The organism is Mycobacterium colombiense (genome assembly GCF_001953985.1).
GTDB classification, from domain to species: domain Bacteria; phylum Actinomycetota; class Actinomycetes; order Mycobacteriales; family Mycobacteriaceae; genus Mycobacterium; species Mycobacterium colombiense_B.
The window spans coordinates 231,926-256,469 of the sequence record NZ_MBEI01000031.1 but is presented as its reverse complement, the minus strand read 5'-3'; the positions used below and the strand labels follow the sequence as shown (position 1 = coordinate 256,469).

The window sequence follows — 24,544 nt, the reverse complement described above, 5'->3', positions numbered from 1 at the left end:
GGGCCCGCTCGGGTTCAGCCGCCGAACATTCCGGTGAGCTGCGCCTGCGCGGTCGCCGCGCCGGCGATCGTCTGCGCCGCCTGAACGCCGGCCAGGCCGCCGGCCAGTTGATAGTCATTGGGCAGCTGGTAGAGGGTGAACCGGTAGTGATGCGTGCCGGTTCCAGCCGGGGGACAGGGACCCTTGTAAGCGGACTGGCCCGCCGTGTTCGGCAGGGCGGTCGCCCCGGCCGGGGTCTGACCGTCGGCGGTGCTGCCCGAGCCGGGGGCGATCCCGACGACGACCCAGTGGATGTACAGGCCGTTGACGGCGTCGGGGTCGTCGACGACGAGCGCCGCGCCCTGCGGCGCCGACCAGGCCAGCGGCGGCGCGAGGTCAGCGCCTTTGCAGGTGTACTGCACCGGAATCGGCGCACCGTCGGCGAAGGCTGGGCTGCTGATCGTCATCGGCCCGTCCCCGGGCGCGTTCGGCGCCGCCGTGCGGCCGAGGGTGGTGATCTTCGGCGTCGACGGTGTGGTCTGATGGCTATGACCTTGGCCGCCGCAGCCGGCCAGCCCCGGCGCGATCGCCAGCGCACCGACGATCGCCGCGATCCGATGAAGCGTGCCCGCCGGTGTCGATTCCATGAATAACAGTCTGACTCGCGCGCCCGCGGTGGGGAAGGACCCGATTTCACCCGGGCGCGGTGGCGTTACTTGCCGCGCTTCTCGACTTCGAGCACCCGCTTGCGCAGTCCCTCGGTGGCCGTGTCCATCAGGCTCTTGGCCCCCTTCTTGACCAGGAACCCGGGCACGGGCGCCACCAGGTCCACCGTCAGCTCGAAGTGAACCCGGGTGGAGTCGCCTTCGGGGGTGAGCGTGTACCGACCCTCCTGAGCGCGTTGCTGTTTCGCGCTGATCAGGGTCCAGCCCACGCCGTCGTCATGGACGGTGTACGCCAGCTCCTGTTCGTCGCTGACGCCGACGAGTTTGACCACCTGTCTGGATCTGGTCGGGTGGTTCTGGTCGTCGCGCTCGAGCACTTCGACCTTCTTGTGCGCCGACGACCACTCTGTCAACGACTCGATGTCGAACAGCACATCCATGATTTCGTCGGGCGTCGCCTCGATGACGACTTCGCGGGAATCGGTGATAGCCATGTCGGGGAAATAGCCGGTGCGGTGCGGCTCGAAACCAGGCGCGTCAAGGACTTGGTTGGGCGCCAATCCGAGCGAGCCGGGGGAGCACGACGTCGCGCCATCCCGGTCCCATCCGCTCGAACGCCCGCGCCATGCGATCGTCGTCGAGGTCAAAGCCGCTGTGTTCCAAGAACACTCGGGTGCCGTCCCCTTCGGCTTCCAGCCGCCAGGTCAGCGTCCAGGCGGCGGTGAACGTATAGACGAACCGGTGCGGCGGGTCGACCTCGAGCACCGTGCACGGCTGCTTGCCGTAGCCCGGCATATCAAGAGTGAACTGGTGTCCCACCACCGCGGCCACCTGCCCCTCGGCCCACCACAGCTTCAGCAGCGCGGGTTCGGTCAGCAATCGCCACACCGTTGCCATGGGCGCCGCCACGAATTGATCCACCCGGATGGTCGCGAACCGTGACGTTTCGGTCATTTCAGCTCCTCTGCTACCTCGGCGAGCTTGGCCAGTCGGGCACGCCAGAACTTCTCGAAGGGATGCAGCCACTCGCCGAGCTCCGCCAACGGCTCCGCGGTCAGGCGGTAAATGCGATGCCGCCCGTGCGGCTGGTCGGCCACCAGGCCGGCCTCGCGCAGCACCTTGAGGTGCTCGGCGACCGCCGGCCGGCTGAGCTCGAACCGCTCGCTGAGTTCCCCCGCCGACCGCGGTTGGTCGAAGAGGATCTCCAGCAGCTCGCGGCGCACCGGGTTGGCCAAGGCGAGAAAGACGCGATCGACACTGCCCACATCCCGCAACATATGTCGGACATTCCCGACATGTCAACTATTTCTGACATAACGTCACGGGGGAAAGGGGCGGCGACCGGAAGTCGGCGCGGCTACCTTCGGAGGCTGTGCATCTCGCCTGGGAACGACTGACCGGCAGTGTGCATCGCTGCCGGCTCCCGTTCTGTGACGTGACCATCGGGCTGGTGTGCGGCAGTGGCGGGGCGTTGCTCGTCGACACCGGAACCACGCTCACCGAGGCGGCCGCGATCGACGCGGACGTCCGGCTGCTCGCCGGGCGCCCGGTGGACCATATTGTCTTGACGCACAAGCACTTCGACCACGTGCTGGGTTCATCGCAGTTCGCCGGTGCACGGGTGCACAGCGCCCCCGAGGTGGCCGAACACCTTTCCTCGGCGACCGACCAGCTCCGCGAGGACGCCCTGCGGCATGGCGCCGACCCCGCCGAGGTTGACGCGGCGATCGCCGCGCTACGGCCCGCGCACCGCGGCGGCTACGACGCGGTCGTCGACCTGGGGGACCGGACGGTGACGATCACCCACCTCGGCCGCGGCCACACCGCATCGGACTTGGCGGTGGTCGCGGCCGGGAGGGACGATCGCGAGCGGGTCGTGGTGTTCACCGGCGACTTGGTGGAGGAGTCCGGCGACCCCGCGATCGACGCCGACTCCGATGTCGCGGCCTGGCCGGCGACCCTGGACCGGCTGCTGGCGGTCGGTGGCCCCGGCGCGATCTACGTCCCGGGCCATGGCGACGTCGTCGACGCGGGGTTCGTGCGGCGCCAGCGGGACTGGCTGTCCCGTCGTGCAGCCGCCAGGTGATCGAGACTATGCCGAAAAGTATTGTCTCCCAAGCGTTGACGGCCGACCAGGGCGCGGCACACGGCTCGGCGAGCATCCCAGCCAGCGAACGATCCCCGCCGATCACCGACCCGGCGCCGAATAGCTCTCGCAAGTACTGGGTGCGGCAACAGTTTTGGGTCCAGTCCCTCGACCCCTGATTGAACTGCCGTTCCCGGGGATAGACTCACGTTCAGTGGAATCGTGTGCGAAGAGGAGCGGAAGACATGGCGATCATTGATAGGGACACCCAAGTCCGGCCATCGTTTGACGACGAGGTCGCTGCCACGCAGCAATACTTCGACGACCCGCGCTTTTCTCGCATCACGCGCCTCTTCACGGCTCGCCAGGTAGCGGAGCAGCGGGGCACCATCCCCACCGACTACACCGTCGCCCGCAACGCGGCGGCCGCCTTCTACGAGCGGCTGCGCGAGCTGTTCGCCGAGAAGAAGAGCATCACCACGTTCGGCCCGTACTCGCCGGGCCAGGCCGTCGCAATGAAGCGCATGGGCATCGAGGGGATCTATCTGGGTGGTTGGGCGACGTCCGCCAAGGGCTCCACCACCGAGGATCCCGGACCCGACCTCGCCAGCTACCCGCTGAGTCAGGTGCCCGACGACGCCGCGGTGCTGGTGCGTGCGCTGCTGACCGCCGACCGCAACCAGCAGTACCAGCGCCTGAACATGAGCGAGCAGCAGCGGGCCACCGCCACGGAGTACGACTACCGGCCGTTCATCATCGCCGACGCGGACACCGGCCACGGTGGTGATCCGCACGTGCGCAACCTGATCCGACGGTTCGCCGAGGTCGGCGTGCCCGGGTACCACATCGAGGATCAGCGCCCCGGCACCAAGAAGTGCGGCCACCAGGGCGGCAAGGTGCTGGTCCCGTCGGACGAGCAGATCAAACGCCTCAATGCGGCGCGCTTCCAGCTCGACATCATGAAGGTCCCAGGCATCATCGTCGCCCGCACCGACGCCGAGGCGGCCAACCTGCTCGACAGCCGGGCCGACGAGCGCGACCAACCGTTCCTGCTCGGCGCCACCAACCTCAACATCCCGTCCTACAAGTCGTGCTTCCTGGCGATGGTGCGCCGCTTCTACGAGCTGGGTGTCAAAGACCTCAACGGTCACCTGCTCTATGCGCTGCCCGAGGGCGAATACGCCGAGGCCGGCGACTGGCTCGAACGCCAGGGCATCCAGGGCGTGATCTCCGACGCCGTCAACGCGTGGCGCGAGAACGGCCAGAAGTCGATCGACGACCTGTTCGACCAGGTCGAGTCGCGGTTCGTGGCGGCCTGGGAGGATGACGCCGGGCTGATGACCTACGGCGAGGCCGTGGCCGAGGTGCTCGAATTCGATGCCAGCGAGGGCGAGCCGGCCGACATGAGCGTCGACGAGTGGCGAGCCTTCGCGGCGCGCGCGTCCCTCTACTCCGCGAAGGCCAAGGCGAAAGAGTTGGGCGTCGACCCCGGTTGGGACTGCGAGCTGTCCAAGACCCCTGAGGGCTACTACCAGATCCGCGGCGGCATCCCGTACGCGATCGCCAAATCACTGGCGGCCGCGCCGTTCGCCGACATCCTCTGGATGGAAACCAAGACCGCCGACCTGGCCGACGCCAAGCAGTTCGCCGACGCCATCCACGCCGAGTTCCCCGACCAGATGCTGGCCTACAACCTGTCGCCGTCGTTTAACTGGGACACCACCGGCATGACCGACGAGCAGATGAAACAGTTCCCCGAGGAACTGGGCAAGATGGGCTTCGTCTTCAACTTCATCACCTATGGCGGCCACCAGATCGACGGCGTCGCGGCCGAGGAGTTCGCCACCTCGCTGCAACAGGACGGCATGCTGGCGCTGGCGCGCCTGCAGCGCAAGATGCGCCTGGTCGAATCGCCTTACCGCACACCGCAAACCCTGGTCGGCGGCCCGCGCAGCGACGCGGCGCTCACCGCCTCCTCGGGCCGCACCGCGACCACCAAGGCGATGGGCGAGGGCTCGACCCAGCACCAGCACCTGGTGCAGACCGAGGTGCCGAAGAAGCTGCTCGAGGAGTGGCTGGCGATGTGGAGCGAGAACTACAGCCTCGGCGAGAAACTCCGCGTGCAACTGCGGCCCCGGCGGGCCGGCTCGGACGTGCTCGAGCTGGGTATCTACGGCAACGACGACGAGCAGCTGGCCAACGTCGTCGTCGACCCGATCAAGGACCGGCACGGCCGCAGCATCCTTCAGGTGCGCGACCAGAACACCTTCGCCGAGAAGCTCCGGCAGAAGCGGCTGATGACGCTGATCCATCTCTGGCTGGTGCATCGCTTCAAGGCCGACGCGGTGATCTACGTGACGCCGACCGAGGACAACCAGTATCAGACCGAGAAGATGAAATCGCATGGCATCTTCAGCGAGGTCTACCAGGAGGTCGGCGAGATCATCGTCGCCGAGGTGAACCGGCCCCGCATCGCCGAGTTGCTGCAGCCCGACCGGGTCGCGCTGCGCAAGCTGATCACGAAAGAAAATTAGCCAGCGGACCGACAGCGGTCGCCCCATCGACGCGCGCGGCGGCCGCTGATCGCCGCTATCGATCCAGGCCGGCCCGCTTTCGCTTAAGGTGCTGGCCCCCGTTCGTGCCATCCCTTCGCGCGCGTGTTCGGCCCGCATCGTTTCGCCACCGTGCCGATGCCGAAAATTTACCGTGCAAACAGTTGCCCAGGTATAGAATTAGCCTGTAACAAACGTGCGTTCGGATTTAACAAACGCGCAGAACAGGGAGGAGCCCCTGATGAGAACCCCAATCAAGAAGGCGATCGCCGGGTTCGGTGGTGCGGCAGCGGTTGTTTTGACCGTCGGATTCGGTGCCGGCGGTGTTAGCCCCACGGGCAGCGCATCGACGGCGGCGACGCATCCGTCACCCGGTGTCACGACGACGCAACCCGCCGCGCCCGCGCCAGGCGTACACATCGCCACGCTCGCCGGTTGCATCCTGGGAGCTAATTGCTAGCCGATCACCGTTCGCGATGGCCCATCACATCAGAGTGATGGGCCGTCTTCGTCTGGCACAATCTCGGCGCCGAAATCTGTTTGCGCGGCCGCGCCCGAGGGTAAGAAAAAGTGGGCGGGGCGAAGTGACGCAAGTGGAGATTGGGGGATCTGATGAGATCTGGACCGAGGACGACGGTCGCGCTGTTCGGCGGTGCGGCGATGCTCGTGCTGTCGGTCGCCTGCGGCGGCGGCCATAAGGGCGGCCCGAGCAGCACCACCACCACCCCGACGACCACGCCGTCGTCCAGCGTTGCGCCCACTACTGCACCTGCACCCGGCGGAGGCGAGCCCGGCGGCCCGACCGGTGGCGGCGGCCCCGGCGGAGGCGGCGGCGGTGTGCCCGGCGGCCCGACCGGTGGCGGCGGCCCCGGCGGAGGCGGCGGTGGCGTGCCCGGCGGCCCGACCGGTGGCGGCGGCCCCGGCGGAGGCGGCGGCAGCATTCCCGGCGTCGGCGGTGGCGGCGGCGGACCGGGCGGCGGTGGCGGTTGCGTCGGCAACGTCTGCGGCGGCTACTGATCGCCGACCCGCGTTGAGCCGGCGCTGAAACGCACCACAACAGCTTGTTTCCCTAGCCGGTGGGGCCGGGATTACCTGGCCCCATCGGCTGAACCCTTTTGTCCGGCCTAGGGCGAGCCCGCGATCCGAGTTATGGTTCTCCGCAACTCGGATGCAAGGGGACTTCAATGTCGAAGCTCAGGTTCGGATACTTCATCGCCCCGTTCCACCGCGCGGGCACCAACCCGACGCTGGCCCTGCAGCGGGATCTGGCGTTCGTCGAGCACCTCGACGCCCTCGGCTTCGACGAAGTGTGGCTGGGCGAGCACCACTCGGCCGGCAGCGAAATCATCAGTTCCCCAGAGATTTTCATCGCCGCGGCCGCCGAACGGGCGAAGCGGATCCGGTTCGGCACCGGGGTCATCTCGTTGTCGTATCACAACCCGCTCTGGGTCGCCGACCGGCTGATGCTGCTGGACCACCTGACGCACGGCCGCATCATCGGCGGCGTGGGGCCCGGCTCGCTGCCCAGCGACTCGTCGATGATCGGGCTCACCCCCACCGACACCCGAGAGTTGCTGGAAACCAACCTCGACATCGTCGTGCGGTTGCTGGCGGGGGAGACGGTCAGCGCCAAGACCGCAACCCACCAACTCTTCGATGCCAAGCTGCAGCTTGCCCCGTACTCCGACGGCGGGATCCCGCTGTCCGTCGCCGCGGTCGCGTCACCGACGGGCGCGCGGCTGGCCGGCAAGCACGGCATCGGCCTGCTGTCCATCGGCGCGACCCTGACCGTCGAGGGTTTCAATGCGCTGTCCTACCACTGGGGCATCGTCGAGGAGCGCGCCGCGGCATTCGGCACGCAGGTCGACCGCAAGAACTGGAGCCTGGTCGGCCTGTTCCACCTCGCCGAGACCGAAAAGCAAGCCCGTGAAGAGGTCAAGTTCGGCATCGAGCCGTGGTTCCGCTACTTCCAGAAGGTGGCCGCGTTCCCGCAGATGACGATGCCCGGCGAGCAGCTCGACGAAATGATCGACGTCATCAATGAGAACGGGGCGGGCGTCATCGGCACGCCCGAGCGGGCGCGCGAACAGGTGCAGCGGTTGTGGGATCAGTCCGGCGGTTTCGGCTGCATGCTGCAGATGGGCCACGAGTGGGCCAACCCGGCCGCCACCCGGCGGTCCGCCGAGTTGTTCGCCGCCGAGGTGATGCCGCACTTCCAGGGGCAGGCGCAGCCGACACTGGACGCCGCCGCGCGCGCCGGCCAGGCCCGGGAGAACCTCGCGCAGTCACAGTTGGACGCCGTGGCGCACATGACCAAGAAGTACCAGGACGAGGTCGACGCGAAGTAGCGCTGCACCCCGCCCGCGCGAATTCCCTTGGCGGCCCCCGCATTTCGCTGGGATGCGGCGTGGCTTTCCGACGCGGGCCGGGCGCGGCCGCCGCGCGGCTTCATATCAAGCCGACAGCCGGGTCCCAGGGGGCAGCTAAGGACGCGGCGCATACCTGGAGGATGACCGCCAACACCGCTGGCCCCACGACCGCCGGCGGACGCCGCCGGGGACTACTGCGCCTCACGCTCGCGGGCGCCGCGACCCTGGCGGTCCTGGCCCTCTACGACGCGGCGCAGCCCCAGACCCCCGGGACCACGCTCGGATCCGGATCGGTGCGCCTGACGGACATGGCCTTTTCACCCCAGGCGCCGCCGGGCCTCGCCGGCGGCGGCCTCGCGGCCGATGGCGGTGACGACCAGGCCCAGCTGAATCAGCAGCAGCTGCAGCAGTCGATGCAACAGGCCGAAGAGCAAAACGAGCAGGCCCAGCAGCAGTTCAATCAAGACATGCAGCAGCAACAGACCTACGAGAACCAGTTCAACAACCCGTAAATCGTGAATCGGAACGTGGCGGCCGCTGCGCGCGGCCGTCATGCGCCATGCGAGAAGCTACCGGCCGCCGGTGGATTCGCGATCGGCCGCCTTCACCAGCCGGCCCGCGAAAAACCGGACCGCTCCGCCCATGGCGGCGCGCATCAGCGGGCCTGTCCCGCGAACGCCTTCGGTGAATGAGCCCGTCCAGCGGATGTCGGTCCCGCCCGACGCATTCGGCGTGAGGACCACCTCGCCGCCGTAGTCCTTGGCCGGGGTGGCCGGGCCCACCAGCTTGTAGGCGTGGCGACGGTCCGGCTCGTACTCGACCGTCTCCTCCTGCACGTAGACCGGCCACATGCCCACCTTGCGGATGGACCCGACGCCGCCCGGCGCGGGATCGCCCTGGCGAGCCCAACTCGAGTGCATGACAATCGGCTTGGCCCACTGCGACCAGTTGGCGCCGTCGGCTACCAGCCGGAAGACCGTCGCGGGGGGCGCGCTGCTGGTGCGGGTGATTTCGAAGGAAAAGTTCCGGCCCGGCATGACAACTCCTGGTGGTAGCAGACGGACGGCCGTGGACGCCGCTCGCCGGTAGGCTACCGCCCACGCCGGGCGTCGGCCGGAGCGGGTGGATCGCCTCTGTCAACCCGGTGATCGAGCGTCTGCCGGAACCGGCGAATGCGTCCGCCGCTCTTGATGTTTGCCGATTCACCGCACAGGGACCGTCGCATCGGCTTGCCTAGACTGCAGTAATGGATCGGCAGGACGGCCCAGGTGCCGGTGGCCTACTTCGGATCGAAGACTGCCTGGACGCGGCCGGCCGGGTCATGATGCCGCCCGGGGTCAATCTAATCTCGCTCATCGACCGCAACATCGCGAACGTCGGTGACACCGTGGCGTATCGCTACCTCGACTACAGTCGTTCGGCCGACGGCGACGCCGAAGAGGTGACGTGGAACCGGTTCGGCGTCCGGCTGGAGGCCATCGGCGCGCGCATCCAGCAGGTGGCCGGTCACGGTGAGCGCGTTGCGGTCCTCGCGCCGCAGGGCATCGACTACGTCGCCGGCTTCTACGCGGCGGTCAAGGCCGGAACCATCGCGGTGCCGTTGTTCGCCCCGGAACTGCCCGGGCACGCCGAACGGCTCGATACCGCGCTGCGCGATTCCGAGCCCACGGTCCTACTCACGACGACGTCCGCCCGGGCGGCGGTGGAGAAGTTCCTGGCCGGCCACCCGCACCTGCGCCGGCCGCGGGTGATCGCCATCGACGAGATACCGGATTCGGCGGGGGAGTCGTTCGTGCCCACCGAGCTCGGCATGGATGACGTCTCGCACCTGCAGTACACGTCGGGTTCGACCCGGCCGCCGGTCGGGGTCGAGATCACCCACCGCGCGGTGGGCACCAACCTGGTACAGATGATCCTGTCGATCGACCTGCTGGACCGAAACACCCACGGCGTCAGCTGGTTACCGCTCTACCACGACATGGGTTTGTCGATGATCGGCTTCCCGGCCGTCTACGGCGGCCACTCCACACTGATGTCTCCCACCGCGTTCGTCCGCCGTCCCCAGCGATGGATTCAGGCCCTGTCCGACGGGTCGCGGCAGGGCAACGTCGTCACCGCCGCACCGAACTTCGCCTACGAGTGGGCCGCGCAGCGCGGCCTGCCCGGCCGCGGTGCGGACATCGATCTGCGCAACGTGGTGCTGATCATCGGCTCCGAACCCGTCAGCATCGATGCGATCAGCACCTTCAACAAGGCGTTCGCGCCGTACGGGTTGCCGCGCACGGCGTTCAAGCCGTCCTACGGCATCGCCGAGGGCACGTTGTTCGTCGCGACCATCGCCCCCGCCGCCGAGGCGACGGCGGTGTACTTCGACTCCGAACGGCTGGGCGCGGGACACGCGGTGCGCGTCGACGCGGATTTTCCCAACGCCGTCGCGCAGGTGTCGTGCGGCCAGGTCGCGCGCAGCGAATGGGCCGTGATCGTCGACCCCTCGACCGGATCCGAATTGCCGGACGGCGCGGTGGGCGAAATCTGGTTGCAGGGCAATAACGTCGGACGCGGTTACTGGGGGCTGCCCGGCGAGACGCGGCGGGCGTTCGGGGCCGAGCTGCGATCGCGGCTCGCGGAGGGCAGCCACGGCGTGGGCGCCGATCCGGACCGCCCCTGGCTGCGCACCGGCGACCTGGGGGTGTACCTGGACGGCGAGCTGTATGTGACCGGCCGGATCGCGGACCTGCTGACCATCGACGGCCGTAACTACTACCCGCAACACATCGAGGCCACCGTCGCCGAGGCGTCGGAAATCGTCCGGCGCGGGTACGTGACCGCGTTTTCCGTGGCGGACGGCGATGACCCGGATGCCGCCCGGCTCGTCGTGATCGCCGAACGCGCCGCGGGCACCAGCCGTCAGGATCCGCAGCCGGCGATCGAGGCGATCCGCGCGGCGGTCGCGCAGCGGCACCGCCTGAACGTCTCGGACGTCCGTCTCCTGCCGGCCGGCGCAATCCCGCGCACCACCAGCGGCAAGCTGGCCCGCAGGGCCTGCCGGGCGGAGTACCTCGACGGCTCCCTGGGCGTCCGCTAACCGGGAGTCAACACCGGGGAGTTCCTGGCATCCTGGCCAGGTGGGCTTGATATTCCGGTTGGCGGAGCTGTTGATCTTGATCCTGCCGCTGACGGGCGCGATCGTCGCCGCGGTACGCGCGTTCGGCGCCTACCGCCGGCGCACCGACGAACGGGCGCGGGAAATCGGCCGAACACCAACACCCGAGACGCCCGCCGCGGATGGGGCCGGCGTGAATCAGGCGGCCCAGTGGCGCTCGATCCGCCGCGTCCTCGACGAGCACGCCCGCACGGACGAGCGCTGGCTCGAGTACGAACTCGACGTCGCCAAGCTGCTGGACTTCCCCCTGATGACCGACATGCGCGACGCGAACACGATCGCGTTCCACAAAGCCAAGCTGCGGGCCGACTTCCTGCGCCCCGTCAAGGCCGAGGATCTGCTCGACGACCGCGAAGGCGCGGCGCGATACATGGCCGCCGTCGAGGACTACGTCACCGCGTTCAACGCCGCCGAGGCCGAAGCGATCCGCCGGCGCCGCAACGATTTCTCCCGGTCGGATCAGCAGCGAATTACGCGGGCGCAGAGCCTGTTACGGGTCGCGGCCGACCCCGCAGCGGCGCCGCTGGAACGCCAGCGCGCCTATGACGTGGCCCGCAACGAACTCGACGGCCTGCTGGTGCTGCCGTCGGCGACACAGGCGAACCTCGAGCGCGGGATATCCGGCGAGCTGGAGGGATAAGGCTCGTGAGCGCAACACCCGGCCCGCCGGCCGCCGAACCCAATGGGCCGCACGGGCTCGAGGGGTATCCGCTCACCCCGCCGCCGCTTCCTCTGCCGGTGACGTTCGACCAGCACTGGCGTCATCTGACGTTCATCCATTGGCCGGTGCGCCCCGAAAGCGTCGAACAGATGTACCCGCCCGGCACCCGTCCCGACATCTTTGCCGATGGGTTGACGTATGTCGGGCTGATTCCGTTTGCCATGAGCAGCACCAAAATTGGCTCCGCGCTTCCGCTTCCGTACTTTGGCAGCTTCCTGGAGACCAACGTCCGCCTGTATTCGATCGATGAAGCCGGCCGCCGCGGCGTGCTCTTCCGGTCGCTGGAAACGGCGCGGTTAGCCGTCGTGCCGGTCACCCGCATCGGTCTTGGCGTCCCGTATACGTGGGCCCGAATGCGGATGCGGCGCGACGGCGACCGTGTCGTGTATGACAGTGTGCGCCGATGGCCCCGGCGCGGCTTGCGCAACCGGATCGAGATCGCCGTGGGCGAGGTCGTCGAGCCGACGCCGTTGGAGGTCTGGCTGACGGCCCGGTGGGGCGCGCATACGCGTAAGGCGGGCCGGACGTGGTGGGTGCCGAACGAGCATGGGCGCTGGCCCCTTCGTGCGGCCGAAATCGTCGAGCTGGACAGCGAACTGGTGCGGGCCGCCGGGGTACGGCCGGCCGGCGAGCGGTTGCGCGCGCTGTATTCCGGCGGTGTGCGAACGCTTTTCGGGCGGCCCCGGCCGATCCGGTGAGCTAGGGGCAGGTGTAACCGCCGTCGATCACGACGTCCGATCCGGTCATGTAGCTGGAAGCCTCGCTGGCCAGATAGACGTAGAGGCCGGTGAGCTCTTCGGGGCGGCCGATGCGCCCGAGTGGGATCTTCGGCTCCCACTGGCGGTGAAACTCCGTCAACGGCTCGACGAGCTCGGTGAGGATGTAGCCGGGGCTGACGCTGTTGACCCGAATGTTGTGCGGCGCGAATTCGACCGCCATGGCCTTGGTCAGGTGGATGACGGCCGCCTTGGAGGCGCAGTAGTGGCCGACCTGTTGAGGAACGTTGATGATGCTGCCCGACATCGAGGCGGTGGTGATGATGACACCGCCACGCCCCTGGGCCACCATCGCCCGGGCCGCCGCCTGCGCGGTGAGGAAGACACCGGTGACGTTGGTGTCCTGGATGCGCTGGAATTCTTCGGGCGACATGTCCAGCATCGGGACGACGTCGATGACGCCGGCGTTGCAGACCGCGATGTCGATGCCGCCGAGCTCCGCGATCACCCGGTCCACCATGCCGGTCACCTGGTCCGGCCGGGTCACGTCGCATCGGATCGGCACCACCTTGCCGGCACCGTCCGCCGCCAGCTCGCCGGCGATGCGTTCCAGCGCCTCGACATTCCGCGCCGCGATGGCCACGTCCGCCCCGGCCTGCACGTAGGCCTGGGCCACCTTCCTGCCGATGCCGCTGGACGCCCCGGTGACCAACGCCCTCTTGCCGCGCAGGCCGAACAAGTCCATCACGTTCATCCGAGATCCCCATTCATACGAGCGGCCCAAAACCGGAACACGTTCTAGTGTGTCCGCATGGGCAAATTCACCAGGGCAGAAATCGACAAAGCCGTCGATAACTACACCAAAGTCGTCGAAGGGTGCAGCGCTTCGGGCGACTGGCGGCCGTTTGCGGACCTCTTCACCGAGGACGTCGTCTATACCGAGCATCACTACGGCGTCTTTCACGGGCGCGAGGCGGTCCGCGACTGGATCGTCGCGGTGATGGCGCCGTTCCCGCACATGCGCTTCCCCAACGACTGGGTGGCTCACGACGAGGACAACGACGCCGTCGTCGTCATGATCAAGAACCTGCTGGACCACCCGACCGATCCGAAGGGCGAACCGTTCTGGTTTCCGAACTGGACCCGGCTGGTGTACGCCGGCGACGGCCTGTTCTCCAGCGAGGAAGACATTTACAACCCCGACCGGGACGCTCCCGGCGTCGTTGCGGCGTGGATGCAGGCCGGCGGCCAGCTCGCCACGACCGAGATCCTGCAGCCCGGCGCCTAGCGTCGGGGCTAGGGGCCCTGCCCCTGGGTAATGCTGTGCCACAAATCATTTCGATGCTCTGGCGCCAACACAGATCACCCCACCTCGATAGCCTTACTACCGCGCGGACACCGGCTTGGACCAGGGCATGGCCTACGCACCCTGGCCCAAGCCGATCCGCAAGGCCGCCTGGGATCTCAGCGATTCAGCGCGGCAACGGCTTCCACAATTTCCGGCTTGTCGGATTGAAGGCTCCCCCTCCAGCCGACGTCCCGTAACGGGTAGTGGTTGATCAACACGAGGACTTCCTCGATGTTGGCGATCCCGTCATAGGCCGCGCCGACGGCCGCCTCGATCTTTTGCACCAGCTTGCGTTTTGCATCGAGGTTGGTCAGTTCCGGTGCCTCGAGGGACACCACCGGCCGCACCGGCTCGGCTCGCACCCGACCGTCTTGGGACACGTTGTCGGCCAGGTACTCGCGCAGCCACCCGCGGGTATCGGGAATGGGGTAGGCCTCATCGAGCGCGTCGGTGATCTCCTTCAACATTTTCTGCTTGGCGTTCTGGGACGCCCCGATCGGGGCGTCGACGGTGAATACGGGCATGGCTCTCGTCTCCTTGATGGTCGTTCAGGTGGAACGAGTTTGAGAGTAGACCGCTTAGTTGGAAATTCCAAGTAGTAACTTGGAAAATACGATCGCCGCTGGTAGCATGGGTCGCATGGCAGGTAGACGGAGGTATGACACCGGCTGCGCGGTGGCGCATGCGCTGGATCTTGTCGGCGAGCGCTGGGCACTATTGGTGGTTCGCGAATTACTACTGGGCCCAAAACGTTTCACCGATCTGCTCGCCGGGTTGCCCGGTGTCAGCCCGGATGTGCTGACCCAGCGATTGCGCGAACTCAGCGGCGTGCAAGTAGTGCATCGGCGTCGCCTCGCCCCACCTGGCGCGTCCTGGGTCTACGAATTGACGCCGTGGGGGGCCGAATTGGCGCCAATCGTGCTCGGACTGGCCCGCTGGGCGAGTCGCTCACCGGCCATGCCCTATGACGCGCCACTTGGCGTCGATTCCCTGATGCTTTCCCTGACTGCTCTCTTCGACCGCCGAGCCGCGTCCGGGTTGGACGCAACCATCGCGATACGCCTGAGCGACCAGCCATTCCAGCTCCGCATCACCGGCGGTGAGCTTGACCTCACGCGCGGCGAGAGCCATCACCCCGACGTCACACTGGAAACCGATCAGGCCACGCTGCTCGCGTTGCTCCGCACGGACAATGGCCTTGACCAGATGGTTGACTCTGGGTCGCTGCGCATCGTCGGCGACCGTGCCCTCGTCGAGAGGTTCCGGCAGCTATTTCCCCTGCCGGCACCGTCTGGACTTGCGGCAGACGCGTGATGCTCGCGGCCCGCGTCGGGCGCGACTAGACCGGCGAGCGATCCGGCTGGCGCCCCCGGCGCCGCGACCGGACCTTGCCCAGCGCCTGCTCCCAGGCGAGCAGGGTAGTGGCTTTCACGTTGGCGGGCTTGACACTGTCGCGGGACAGCAGCGCCGTCGCGGCGGCCTTCGTGGTCGCCGACGCCTTCGACATGTGACCCGAGTCGAACGGCGGCTGTGGGTCGTATTCGAGCGCGAGCTGGATTGCCTTCGCGCGGGCTTCGCCGCCGATCTGGCCGGCCAGCCACAGCGCGAGGTCGAGCCCGGCGGACACGCCCGCACTGGTGACGATGTCACCCTGGTGCACGATCCGTTCGTCGGCCACGGGAACCGCGCCGAATGCCTTCAGCGCGGGAACCGTCAGCCAATGCGACGTCGCCCGGCGGCCGTCGAGCAGGCCGGCGGCCGCCAGAATCACCGACCCCGAGCACACCGACGTCGTCCAGCTCGCGCTGTGGTGCGCCTGCCGCAGCCAGTCGAGCAGCGCGTCGTCACGGGCATGAACCGGCGTCGACGGGCCCCCGGGAACGAGAATCACGTCGGGGGAGGGGGTTTCGGCCAGCGAGTGGGTGGCGCCGATGACCAGCACCCCCGAGTCGGCGGTGATCGGTCCGGCTTGGTGCCACACGAAGCGCACCTCGGCGCCCGGCAGGTTGCGCAGCACCTCGTAGGGACCGATCATGTCCAGCGCGGTGAATCCCGGATAGGCCACGATGGCGATTTGGGTCATCAGAATCGTCCTTTCGATGTCAGGCGAACGCCTTGCGGTATTGGTCGGGCGAAATACCAACGCGGCGAAGGAAATTGCGTCGCATGGTTTCCGCGGTGCCGAAGCCGCACCGAGCGGCGATCGCGACGACGGTGTCGTCGGTCTCCTCCAACTGACGGCGTGCGGCTTCGGTGCGGATGCGTTCGACGTATTGGCCGGGCGCCTCACCGATTTCGGCGGTGAATACCCGGGTGAAGTGCCGCGGGCTCATCGCAGCGCGGCGAGCCAGCTCGTCGATGCTGTGCGGGCGGCCCGGCTCGGCCTCGATCGTCTCCTGCACCTCGCGGATCGAGTCCCGTCTGGCCCGCGGCATCCATACCGGCGCGGCGAACTGCGTCTGGCCGCCCGGCCGGCGCAGATACAGCACGAGCCAGCGGGCGACGGTCTGCGCGAGCTCGGTGCCGTAATCGTCTTCGATCAGCGCGAGCGTGAGGTCGATGCCCGCGGTGACGCCCGCGGCGGTCCATAGGGTGTCGGTGCTTCGCACGAAGATCGGGTCGGCATCGACGTCGATGGCGGGGAATTCACTTGCCAACCGCTCGGCGAAGGCCCAATGGGTGGTCACCCGGTGCCCGTCCAGCAGGCCCGCCTCCGCGGCGAGAAACGCACCGGTGCACACCGTGACCATCCGGCGGGCATGGGTGGCGACGGACTTGATCCAGGCGACCAGGTCGGCGTCGGAGCGGGCGGCGTCGACGCCGGCGCCGCCGGGGAGAACGACGGTGTCAACCGGGTCGTCCGGGTCCGGCAACGGGGTCGCCACGAAAGCCAGCCCGGTGGCCGTCTGCACCGGTTGGCCACCGACCGAGGCCATCGCGACGTCGTAGCCGCCGCCCGTCAACAGCGATGCGCCGGTGAACACGTCGTACGGGCCCACCACGTCCAGCGCCTGCACGCCGGGAAAACCGACGATGACCACCTTGCGAGGCATGGATTCAGTGTTGGGCACGCCGGGGCCTGTCGTCTACGCCATGTATCCCACTGATTAGGACATAGGACCTGCCCCACGGCGGCCACGGCGGCCTTGGCAGACTGTTGCCCATGGCACAGATAACGTTGCGTGGAAACCCGATCAACACTGTCGGCGAGCTGCCTGCCGTCGGATCCAAAGCCCCGGCCTTCAGTCTGGTCGGCGGCGATCTGGCCCCGGTGAGCAGCGAGCAGTTCGGCGGTAAGCCCTTGGTGCTCAACATCTTTCCGTCCATCGACACGCCGGTGTGCGCCGCCAGCGTGCGGACCTTCAACGAGCGCGCCGCCGGGGCCGGGGCGACCGTGGTGAACGTCTCGAAGGACCTGCCGTTCGCGCAGGCGCGATTCTGTGGCGCCGAGGGCATCGAGAACGTCAAGAGCGGTTCGGCTTTCCGCGACAGCTTCGGTGAGGACTACGGGGTCACCATCACCGATGGTCCGATGGCCGGATTGCTTGCCCGGGCGATCGTGGTGGTCGGCGCCGACGGCAACGTCGTCTACACCGAGCTGGTTCCCGAGATCGCGCAGGAGCCCAACTACGACGCGGCGCTGGGGGCGGCGGGCTGACCTTCCCGCCCGCCCCGGGCTAGGCCTCTTCGAGTTCGGCCCGGCCCATCCGCTCCGACGTGGCCGCCAGCACCTCGCGGCAGCCTCGCCACATCTCGTCGATGATGTCGGCGGCCGGCGGCAGATCCTGGATGCGCCCGGCCACCTGGCCGGTGTTGGCGACGCTGGCGTCCAGGTCGCCCTCGAAGTAGAGCCGCTGCACGCGCTGTAGCGCCGCCGCGCCCGCTTCGGCGGATGTCGCGGTGTCGAGCCGCTCTGCGGCCGGGGTGCGGATGACGCGCATCATTCGCGTGCCGTCGAGGGGGAGCATCACCGTGCCGGTCTCGTCGGCGTCGACGACCGCCTGCTTGAGGTTGCCGTGCACCGGCGAATCCGCCGAGGCCAGCAGCCGGGTGCCCATCTGCACGGCTTCGGCGCCGAGCACAAACGCGGCCGCCATGGACCGCGCGTCGCAGATCCCTCCGGCGGCCACGATCGGGATGTCGACGTGTGCCGCCACCAGCGGCAGCAGCACCATGGTCGACGCGCCAAACCGGTTCTTGAATCCACCTCCTTCGACACCCTCGACCACCAGCCCGTCCACTCCGGCATCGACGGCCTTCTTGGCCGCGGCCAGGGTGCCCACCACGTGGAACACGGTGATGCCCGCGTCGTGCAGACGTTCGGTGAACACCGACGGGCTGCCGGCCGAGGTGGTGACGAACCGAATGTCGTTGGCGACGAGCAGATCCAGCATCGCGGGGTCGCGGTTGAACAGCAACGCGATGTTCGCGCCGACGGCACCGCCGGTCAGCTCGCGCACCCGTCGCAGGTCGGCACGCCCCTGGTCCGAGGTGGTCTCGATGATGCCCAGGGCGCCGGCATTGGACACCGCGGCCGCCAGCTGGGCGCCGGCGATGTAGGTCATCGGTGCCTGGATGATCGGGATGTCGATGTGCGCGAGCGCGCAGACCCGGTTGGGTGCCGGACTCGGGCCGCCGGTGGTCATCGGTCCCGCGGATCGATCAGGTCGCGGAAGCCCTCCGACCGGTGGACCGATGCGCCGAGACTTCGCACGCGCTCGGTCAGCGCTCGGTCGGACGTCACCACGCGAATGTCGCGCGGCGCGGCGTCCGCCGCGACCATCCGGACGATCTCGTCGTCGGCCGAATTCGCGGCCGCCCTGGGTGCGTGCGCGATCTCGACCACCGATGAGGTGATGCCCGTCGAAAGCGGTCGTTCAAAAACCACTGTCACCGTTTCTCCTTGAGCCGACGCCCATCGGTCCAGGCTTTCGACCAATGTGACCATGGCACCGTTGCGGTCTTTCCACCAGCCATCGGGACGACTTCCGATCACATTCATGCCGTCGACGATCCAGCGCACAACCCACACGGTAAACGACCCGGCGCGGCCGATTGATTTTCGTTCGAGAAGCCGGCAGTGGTTGATACGGTCACCCTCATGACCTCGATCGCCGACACCGAAGACCGGGTGATCGCGCTGGCCCGCGGTATGCGGGACCTGGTGCGCGCCGAAGCCGCCGAATCGGAGCGGGCGCGAACCCTGACCCCGGCGATCGTCGACGCGATGTGGGAAAGCGGGCTGATGTCGGCGTTCAACCCGGTCGCGGCCGGCGGTGTCGAGCCGTCGTTCACCGAGATGATCGAAACCTGGATCGAAATGGCTTGGCAGGATGGGTCATTCGGCTGGGTCGGGATCGCCAACCTGCCGTCGTCCTTTGCCGCGGCGGCCTACCTGCCCGACGAGGGCTTCGCCGAAGTGTTTACCGCACACGACAACCGGGTCACCCTGGGCGGCCAGTTCTTTCCCAACGGGCAAGGCGCCGCCGTCGACGGCGGCTACCGGGTGACCGGGGCGTGGAACTTCGGTTCGGGTACCGGTCACGCGCAATACGTCGCCGCCGGTTTCCTGCCGATGGACAACGGCGAGATGCGCTGGATCAGTGAGGGTTTCCCCGAGATGCGGGTCGCCGTGATTCCGCGGGAGGAGATCAGTTTCAACGACGGCTGGTTCGTCCAAGGGCTGAAGGGGACCGGCTCCTACGACTACAGCGCCCAGGAGTTGTTCGTGCCCGAGAGCCGCACGTTCGAACTGTTCGTGCGACAGCCCTACCGGGGGACCTCGCCGGCCACCCGGATGGGGCTGATGCCCGTGACCGCCGCCGGGCACGCCTCCTGGGCGCTCGGCGTGGCCAAGAGCATGCTCGACGACGTTCAAGAGTTGGCCGCGACGAAATTCCGGATGAGTGACATGGCAGCACTGGCCAGCCGGCCCACCTTCCAGAAGGGGCTGGCGCATCATCGCGCGGCCTGGCGTGCGGCCCGCCTGCTGGTGCTCGACGCGTTCACCACCGCCGAGGCGGCGGTGGCGTCCGGGGAGGACCTGACACCGGCGCTTCGCGCCGACATGCGGGTAGCCGCCGTCTATGCCACCGATGTGGCCCGCGGCTGCGCGGAATGGGCCCACCTGGTCGCCGGGACCAGCTCGATCCGGGAGGGCAGCCGGCTGGAGCGCGCCTTCCGGGACATCTACACCGGAACACAGCACGCCTTCATCAGCGAGAAGGTGGCCATCGACGTCGCCCAGATCTGGCTGGGCATCATCGACGACCAGCCCGGCCTGTAAGTCACTGACGTCGGCTCGAGTTCGCGTCGGCTCCACTGAGCCGCGGCCGAGCACAATGCGCAAAACCCCGAAATCGTCGGTTATCCCGACTATCGCCCACAAGCGCGACACCGGTGCGGGCGCGCCGTAACTTCGGTTTCACCGATAACCGAATACGCCACCCGGCCGCAGCGTGAAATCCCTTCTCCGATAGCACTTCCGGAGTTCAGCGCCGCGCACCGAAGGTCGGCATCGCAGAGAACAGGATTCAGACATGGTCACGCTGGGCAAGATCACCGGATGGCAGCCACCGGCGGGTTCGGTCACCACCTGGATGGCCTCACCCGCGGCGCGGGAAGCGGCGCAAAACGCACGGCGCAGCGATCTGCCGCCGAGCTACCAGCGAGCCCGGCACCTCCGCGCCGCCTACAACGGCAAAGCCACGGGCAGGCAGCTTCCCCGGCTGATGGTGGTGGCGTGGGACATCCCCGGCGTGTGCGACGTCGCGGCGATGACGGCGACCATCAATGCGCACGTCCGCCGGCACGACACCTACCACGATGCGTTCGAATTCGCCGACGAGGTCGTTATCCGCCGGACCATCGACGACCCCGACGTCATCGACTTTGCCCCAAGGGAATTCGGGTACCTGACACCCGAGGAAATACGCGAGCACGCGTTGACGACGACACCGGGCACGCTCGAGTGGGATTGCTTCACCTTCGGCATCGTCCAGCACGCCGATTACTTCTCCTTCTACGCCAGCGTCGATCATCTCCACATCGACGGCATGTCTGCCGGGCTGATCTTCTTCGACATCCAGTCGACATACCAGGCCATTGCGAACGGCGTCGCGGGGCCGGCCATTTTTCCGCAGACTGCGAGCTATCGCGGCTACGCGCAACGCCAGCGCGACAACCTGGAAAGGCTGACCCTGGCCTCCCCCGAGGTCGAGGCGTGGCTCGAGTTCGCGCGCGCCACCGCGGGCGAGTGGCCCAGCTTTCCGCTTCCGCTGCCCGCGTCCGAGACCGACACCGCAGGCGACTTCCTGACCGTCGACCTGTTGGATGCGACCCAGACGGAGTCGTTCGACACCGCCTGCCGCGCGGCCGGGGCGCGGTTCAGCGGGGGAGTCCTGGCGTGCGCCGCGTTGACCGAGCACGAGCTGACCGGCGACGACACGTTTCACGGCTTCACGCCGTACGACACGCGCACGCCGGCACTGGACTCGATGACCGTGGGCTGGTTCGCCAGCCTGATCCCGGTCACCGTGCCGACCGTCGCAGGCTCCTTCCCGGAGGCGGCACGGGCCGCACAGGAATCATTCGACGGCGCCAAGCATCTCGCCGCCGTCCCGCTCGACCGGGCCATCGAGCTGGCCGACCCGCAAGGGCTGTGGATCGAGGCACCGACGGCCCGTGCGATGATGGTGTCGTTCATCGACTTCCGCGCCGTGCCGGCCGCGGACCTGTTGGACCAGTACAACTTCGGAACCTACGCGGACAACCTGTCGCACGGCGGGATCAACCTGTGGATCAACCGCCACGCCGACAAGACCACGGCCACCATCTCCTTCCCGGACAACGCCGAGGCGCGCGCGTCGGTGCAGCACTATCTCGAGGCGCTGGCCCGGTCGTTCGCCCGGGCCGTCAAGACCACCTCCGACTGGGTGGATGCGGTTGCCGCGCACGCGAACTGCGGCCACCGCGCAGCCATCAACGCGTGACGACGAAGGGACATCGATGAACATGGACAACGTACTCGACCTGGTCGACGACACCTTCTTTCGCGTCGAACGGGCGGCCGGTGTGACCAATGTGATTCAGTGCATGTGGATGTACGACCGGGCCATCGACATCGACGGCCTGCGCCGGTTCCACCGCCACCTCCAGCGCGGCCGATTGTCGCGGCGCATCGAGCGCTCGCCCCTGCCGTTCGGCCGCTACCGCTGGGTCTCGCCCGGCGATCAGCCGGCGATCGAGATCGTCGAAACCGCCCGGCCGCGTGCGGAATTCGACGCCTGGTGCGATGAGCAGTCGCACACCCCACTCGATGCCGAGCGGGGACCGGGATGGCACCTCGCGGTGCTTCCCTTCACCGATGGCGGCGCCGGGATCAGCTTGATCGCCTCGCACTGCCTCACCGACGCCGTCGGGCTGTGCCAGGCCTTGGCTGACGCGGCCACCGGTGATGACAACGCCGTCGACTGGCCCGCCACCGGGTCCCGCAGGCGCTGGCAGGCACTGCGCGAAGACGCCCGCCAAACCGTGCACGACATCCCATCGATCGGCCGCGCCGCCCTCGCCGCCGCACGATTCCTTCGCGACAGCGCCGCCACCGGACCGGCGGCCCCGGCACCGACCGTCGCGGTCGACGAGGAGATCACGTTCCCGACGGCGACCTTCTTCGTCGATGCCGGCGAATGGGACGCTCGCGCACAGGCACTCGCGGGGACCGGCAACGGCTTGTTCGTGGCCTTGGCGGCCCGCCTCGCCCAGCGAGTCAGCCGCGTCGGAGCGGACGGCTCGGTCGCTGTGACGATGGCCATCAACGAGCGCACGGATGGCGACACCCGCGCGAACGCCATCAAAAGCGTCGACTTCACGGTCGACCCCGCCCACGCGGCCACGGACCTGCGCGGCATTCGCGCCGCGACCAAGCAGGCGCTGGTCCGCTCGCAGCACCAGCCCGACGCGCGATGGACGCTGCTGCCGCTGATGCCCCTGGTGCCCGAGCGCCTCGGCAAGCGATGGGTCGGTGCCGCCACCAACAGCGCGGCCACCGTCGGCTCATCCAACATCGGTGCGGTGGAACCCGCCACGAACCGGCCGGACGGCACCGACGCCGACCACTTCGCCATCCGGTCGCTGAGCGCGCGGATGACCACGGGCATGATTCGCCAGCTCGGCGGGCTGCTATCCCTGCTCTCGGGAAGAATGAACGGACGGGTCTTCGTCTCCGTGGTCTCGTATATTCCGGCCGACGTCAACTCGGACAGCGCTCTGCGGCGACGCATTTCGAGCGTGCTCGACGAATTCTCACTCCCGTCGACGATGGGTTGGCCATGCGACGACCCGGTCTCCGCGCAGTGAGCACAATGCGCACAATCGGGCCGATCGCCGCTAATACCGACTAACGCTCATAAGCGCGACAGGACGGAAGTCGCGCCCTACGTTGAATCTCGAGCGAACACCCAATGTCATTCGCCGCCAGGGCAAATGGCACCTGAAAAAGGACCCTCCGACATGGACAACGTACTCGATTTGGTCGACCAGACCTTCTTTCGCCTCGGGGCGGCGGCCGGCGTCGGTCAGAACGTCTGGATGTACAACCGCGCGATCGACCTCGACGGTCTGCGCCGGTTCCATCGGCACCTGCAGCAGGGGCGGTTGTCGAGGCGCATCGAGCGCTCGCCCCTGCGGTTCGGCCGGCATCGCTGGGTCGCGCCCAGCGATCGCGATGCACTGGAGATCGCGACGCCTCGGCCGCGCGAAGAATTCGACGCCTGGCTGGGCGAGCAGGCCAACATCCCGCTGGATGCCGAGCACGGACCCGGATGGCACCTCGCGGTGCTCCCGTTCACCGACGGCGGCGCCGGGGTGAGCTTCGTTGTCACGCATTGCCTCACCGACGGCATCGGAGGGTGCCTGGCGCTCGTGGAAGCGGCGTCCGGCTACGACCACCCGGTCGGCGTGCCCGCCGCCGCGTCACGCTCGCGGTGGCGGGCCCTGCGCGAGGATGCCCGCCAGACCGCGCACGACATCCCCGCCATCCGCCGGGCCTTGAGCGCTGCGGTGGCCGCGGCGCGATCGGCTCGTCGTGACCGCCGCAGTGCCGGATCGGTCGTTCCGTCCGGTTCCACGCCGCCCGCGCTCATCGCCGGAGCCGACGAAATCGTCACGCTCCCAACGGCGGCGTTCTTTCTCGACGCGGACGACTGGAACGCCCGCGCGCGCTCACTCGGAGGGACCAGCAACACGCTGCTCGCGGGACTGGCGGCCCGGCTCGCCCAGCGAGTGGGGCGAGTCGGCGCGGACGGTTCGGTCGCCTTGGCGCTCCCCGTCAGCGAGCGCACCCCCGACGACACCCGCGCCAACGCCGTCACGATGGTCGACATCGCCGTCGACCCGGCACCCGCGACCACGGACCTGCGCGAGATCCGCGCCGCAACCAAGCAGGCGCTGATCCGCCACCGGGAGGTGCCCGACGAACGGCGCACGCTGCTGCCGCTGGTTCCCCTGCTGCCCGAGCGGCTGATCAAGCGAATGGTCGGCGTGGCAACCGGCGGTGCGACCAACGTCGTGGTCGCATCCAACATCGGTGCGGCCCCTCCGGCAGCCAATCGGCCGGACGGCACAGACGCCGACTACGTCGCCCTGCTGTCTCGCTACCCGGGCCTGACCCGGGCGATGATGGAGCAGCTCGGCGGGCTGATGGTGGTGCACTCCGCAACCGTGCACCGGCAGGTCTTCATCTCGGTTCTCGCGTATCAGCCGGGCCGGCTGACCTCGAACGACGATTTGCGACAGCATGTTTCGAGCGCTCTCGGTGAATTCTCGCTCACCGCCACCACGGGCTGGAGCGCCATGAGCCAGTCGGCGGGCGCGCGGTAGGCGGACAAAGGCCCGCCCTTCTTGGGTGAGCACAATGCGCGAAACCGCGGAATCGCGGCTAAGTCCG

26 protein-coding genes are annotated in these 24,544 nt (G+C 68.2%); 15 read left to right on the top strand and 11 right to left on the bottom strand.

The features are described 5' to 3' along the window. Window positions 1-14 precede the first annotated feature (14 nt). From A5732_RS07225 to A5732_RS07210, 4 genes are all read right to left on the bottom strand, one after another. Entirely contained in the window at window positions 15-626 is a 612-nt protein-coding gene (locus A5732_RS07225) for a YbhB/YbcL family Raf kinase inhibitor-like protein (protein WP_076101779.1), read from the bottom strand. 65 nt (window positions 627-691) lie between these two features. Continuing rightward, on the bottom strand, window positions 692-1,138 hold the full coding sequence (locus tag A5732_RS07220; protein WP_076056250.1) for an SRPBCC family protein: 447 nt from the start codon (window positions 1,136-1,138) through the stop codon (window positions 692-694). A 43-nt stretch (window positions 1,139-1,181) separates the two neighbouring features. Beyond that, the gene (locus A5732_RS07215) at window positions 1,182-1,598 is read right to left on the bottom strand and encodes an SRPBCC family protein (protein WP_076101774.1); all 417 of its coding nucleotides are present in this window, start codon (window positions 1,596-1,598) and stop codon (window positions 1,182-1,184) included. Next, window positions 1,595-1,921 (bottom strand): ArsR/SmtB family transcription factor, encoded by a 327-nt coding sequence (locus A5732_RS07210; protein WP_076056252.1) that lies wholly within the window; start codon window positions 1,919-1,921, stop codon window positions 1,595-1,597. Before A5732_RS07210 ends, A5732_RS07215 begins: the two co-directional genes overlap by 4 nt. Before the next feature lie 95 nt (window positions 1,922-2,016). On the opposite strand from A5732_RS07210, the gene A5732_RS07205 reads away from it, so the two are divergent. The 5 genes from A5732_RS07205 to A5732_RS07185 all read left to right on the top strand — a co-directional run bounded on the left by A5732_RS07205 (window position 2,017) and on the right by A5732_RS07185 (window position 8,163). After that, window positions 2,017-2,730, top strand: a complete 714-nt coding sequence (locus tag A5732_RS07205; RefSeq protein ID WP_076101772.1) for an MBL fold metallo-hydrolase — start codon at window positions 2,017-2,019, stop codon at window positions 2,728-2,730. A gap of 245 nt (window positions 2,731-2,975) precedes the next feature. Next, window positions 2,976-5,264 carry an isocitrate lyase ICL2 gene (aceA, locus tag A5732_RS07200; protein WP_065052293.1) on the top strand — a complete coding sequence of 763 codons (2,289 nt, stop codon included), beginning with the start codon at window positions 2,976-2,978 and terminating at the stop codon, window positions 5,262-5,264. 630 nt (window positions 5,265-5,894) lie between these two features. Next, window positions 5,895-6,299 carry a hypothetical protein gene (locus A5732_RS27290; protein WP_171974971.1) on the top strand — a complete coding sequence of 135 codons (405 nt, stop codon included), beginning with the start codon at window positions 5,895-5,897 and terminating at the stop codon, window positions 6,297-6,299. Window positions 6,300-6,466: 167 nt separating this feature from the next. Beyond that, window positions 6,467-7,630 (top strand): LLM class flavin-dependent oxidoreductase, encoded by a 1,164-nt coding sequence (locus tag A5732_RS07190; protein WP_064952908.1) that lies wholly within the window; start codon window positions 6,467-6,469, stop codon window positions 7,628-7,630. Between the two features lie 161 nt (window positions 7,631-7,791). Further along, complete coding sequence (locus A5732_RS07185; protein ID WP_076101770.1) at window positions 7,792-8,163, top strand: hypothetical protein; 372 nt, start codon at window positions 7,792-7,794, stop codon at window positions 8,161-8,163. 57 nt (window positions 8,164-8,220) lie between these two features. Here A5732_RS07185 and A5732_RS07180 read toward each other — a convergent pair whose 3' ends face one another. Continuing rightward, the gene (locus A5732_RS07180; RefSeq protein ID WP_064952906.1) at window positions 8,221-8,688 is read right to left on the bottom strand and encodes an SRPBCC family protein; all 468 of its coding nucleotides are present in this window, start codon (window positions 8,686-8,688) and stop codon (window positions 8,221-8,223) included. Between the two features lie 209 nt (window positions 8,689-8,897). On the opposite strand from A5732_RS07180, the gene A5732_RS07175 reads away from it, so the two are divergent. Genes A5732_RS07175 through A5732_RS07165 form a run of 3 tightly spaced genes read left to right on the top strand, consistent with a single transcriptional unit; the run spans window position 8,898 to window position 12,233 of the window. Continuing rightward, window positions 8,898-10,736, top strand: a complete 1,839-nt coding sequence (locus tag A5732_RS07175; RefSeq protein ID WP_076101768.1) for a fatty acyl-AMP ligase — start codon at window positions 8,898-8,900, stop codon at window positions 10,734-10,736. A 40-nt stretch (window positions 10,737-10,776) separates the two neighbouring features. Further along, on the top strand, window positions 10,777-11,454 hold the full coding sequence (locus tag A5732_RS07170) for a hypothetical protein (RefSeq protein WP_076101766.1): 678 nt from the start codon (window positions 10,777-10,779) through the stop codon (window positions 11,452-11,454). Window positions 11,455-11,459: 5 nt separating this feature from the next. Then, window positions 11,460-12,233, top strand: coding sequence for a YqjF family protein (locus tag A5732_RS07165; RefSeq protein ID WP_076101763.1), 774 nt, complete (start codon window positions 11,460-11,462; stop codon window positions 12,231-12,233). A gap of 1 nt (window position 12,234) precedes the next feature. On the opposite strand, the gene A5732_RS07160 is transcribed toward A5732_RS07165, so the two are convergent. Beyond that, entirely contained in the window at window positions 12,235-13,005 is a 771-nt protein-coding gene (locus A5732_RS07160) for an SDR family oxidoreductase (RefSeq protein WP_076101761.1), read from the bottom strand. A gap of 57 nt (window positions 13,006-13,062) precedes the next feature. Here A5732_RS07160 and A5732_RS07155 point away from each other — a divergent pair, with 57 nt between their 5' ends. After that, window positions 13,063-13,539 (top strand): nuclear transport factor 2 family protein, encoded by a 477-nt coding sequence (locus tag A5732_RS07155; protein WP_064952901.1) that lies wholly within the window; start codon window positions 13,063-13,065, stop codon window positions 13,537-13,539. A gap of 176 nt (window positions 13,540-13,715) precedes the next feature. Here A5732_RS07155 and A5732_RS07150 read toward each other — a convergent pair whose 3' ends face one another. Next, on the bottom strand, window positions 13,716-14,123 hold the full coding sequence (locus A5732_RS07150; RefSeq protein WP_065126319.1) for an N-acetylmuramic acid 6-phosphate etherase: 408 nt from the start codon (window positions 14,121-14,123) through the stop codon (window positions 13,716-13,718). A 151-nt stretch (window positions 14,124-14,274) separates the two neighbouring features. Here A5732_RS07150 and A5732_RS07145 point away from each other — a divergent pair, with 151 nt between their 5' ends. After that, a complete protein-coding gene (locus tag A5732_RS07145; protein WP_076101823.1) occupies window positions 14,275-14,913 on the top strand; it encodes a winged helix-turn-helix transcriptional regulator in 639 nt (212 codons plus the stop codon). A 25-nt stretch (window positions 14,914-14,938) separates the two neighbouring features. On the opposite strand, the gene A5732_RS07140 is transcribed toward A5732_RS07145, so the two are convergent. Together A5732_RS07140 and A5732_RS07135 are read right to left on the bottom strand one after the other, a co-directional pair. Further along, window positions 14,939-15,682, bottom strand: coding sequence for a DJ-1/PfpI family protein (locus A5732_RS07140; RefSeq protein WP_076056268.1), 744 nt, complete (start codon window positions 15,680-15,682; stop codon window positions 14,939-14,941). Window positions 15,683-15,701: 19 nt separating this feature from the next. Next, the gene (locus tag A5732_RS07135) at window positions 15,702-16,652 is read right to left on the bottom strand and encodes a GlxA family transcriptional regulator (RefSeq protein WP_076101759.1); all 951 of its coding nucleotides are present in this window, start codon (window positions 16,650-16,652) and stop codon (window positions 15,702-15,704) included. 110 nt (window positions 16,653-16,762) lie between these two features. Here A5732_RS07135 and tpx point away from each other — a divergent pair, with 110 nt between their 5' ends. After that, window positions 16,763-17,257, top strand: a complete 495-nt coding sequence (gene tpx, locus A5732_RS07130) for a thiol peroxidase (RefSeq protein ID WP_076101756.1) — start codon at window positions 16,763-16,765, stop codon at window positions 17,255-17,257. Between the two features lie 19 nt (window positions 17,258-17,276). Here tpx and A5732_RS07125 read toward each other — a convergent pair whose 3' ends face one another. After that, window positions 17,277-18,245, bottom strand: coding sequence for an NAD(P)H-dependent flavin oxidoreductase (locus A5732_RS07125; RefSeq protein WP_076056274.1), 969 nt, complete (start codon window positions 18,243-18,245; stop codon window positions 17,277-17,279). Then, complete coding sequence (locus tag A5732_RS07120) at window positions 18,242-18,622, bottom strand: NYN domain-containing protein (protein ID WP_076101753.1); 381 nt, start codon at window positions 18,620-18,622, stop codon at window positions 18,242-18,244. The genes A5732_RS07125 and A5732_RS07120 overlap by 4 nt, the downstream gene beginning before the upstream one ends. A 78-nt stretch (window positions 18,623-18,700) precedes the next feature. Between A5732_RS07120 and A5732_RS07115 the strand changes: the two genes are divergently transcribed. From A5732_RS07115 to A5732_RS07100, 4 genes are all read left to right on the top strand, one after another. Further along, complete coding sequence (locus A5732_RS07115; protein WP_076056277.1) at window positions 18,701-19,885, top strand: acyl-CoA dehydrogenase family protein; 1,185 nt, start codon at window positions 18,701-18,703, stop codon at window positions 19,883-19,885. A 253-nt stretch (window positions 19,886-20,138) separates the two neighbouring features. Continuing rightward, the gene (locus tag A5732_RS07110) at window positions 20,139-21,590 is read left to right on the top strand and encodes a condensation domain-containing protein (protein WP_076101751.1); all 1,452 of its coding nucleotides are present in this window, start codon (window positions 20,139-20,141) and stop codon (window positions 21,588-21,590) included. Window positions 21,591-21,612: 22 nt separating this feature from the next. Then, on the top strand, window positions 21,613-22,956 hold the full coding sequence (locus tag A5732_RS07105; RefSeq protein ID WP_076101749.1) for a hypothetical protein: 1,344 nt from the start codon (window positions 21,613-21,615) through the stop codon (window positions 22,954-22,956). A gap of 153 nt (window positions 22,957-23,109) precedes the next feature. Then, a complete protein-coding gene (locus tag A5732_RS07100; protein ID WP_076101746.1) occupies window positions 23,110-24,477 on the top strand; it encodes a hypothetical protein in 1,368 nt (455 codons plus the stop codon). Window positions 24,478-24,544: the final 67 nt, after the last annotated feature.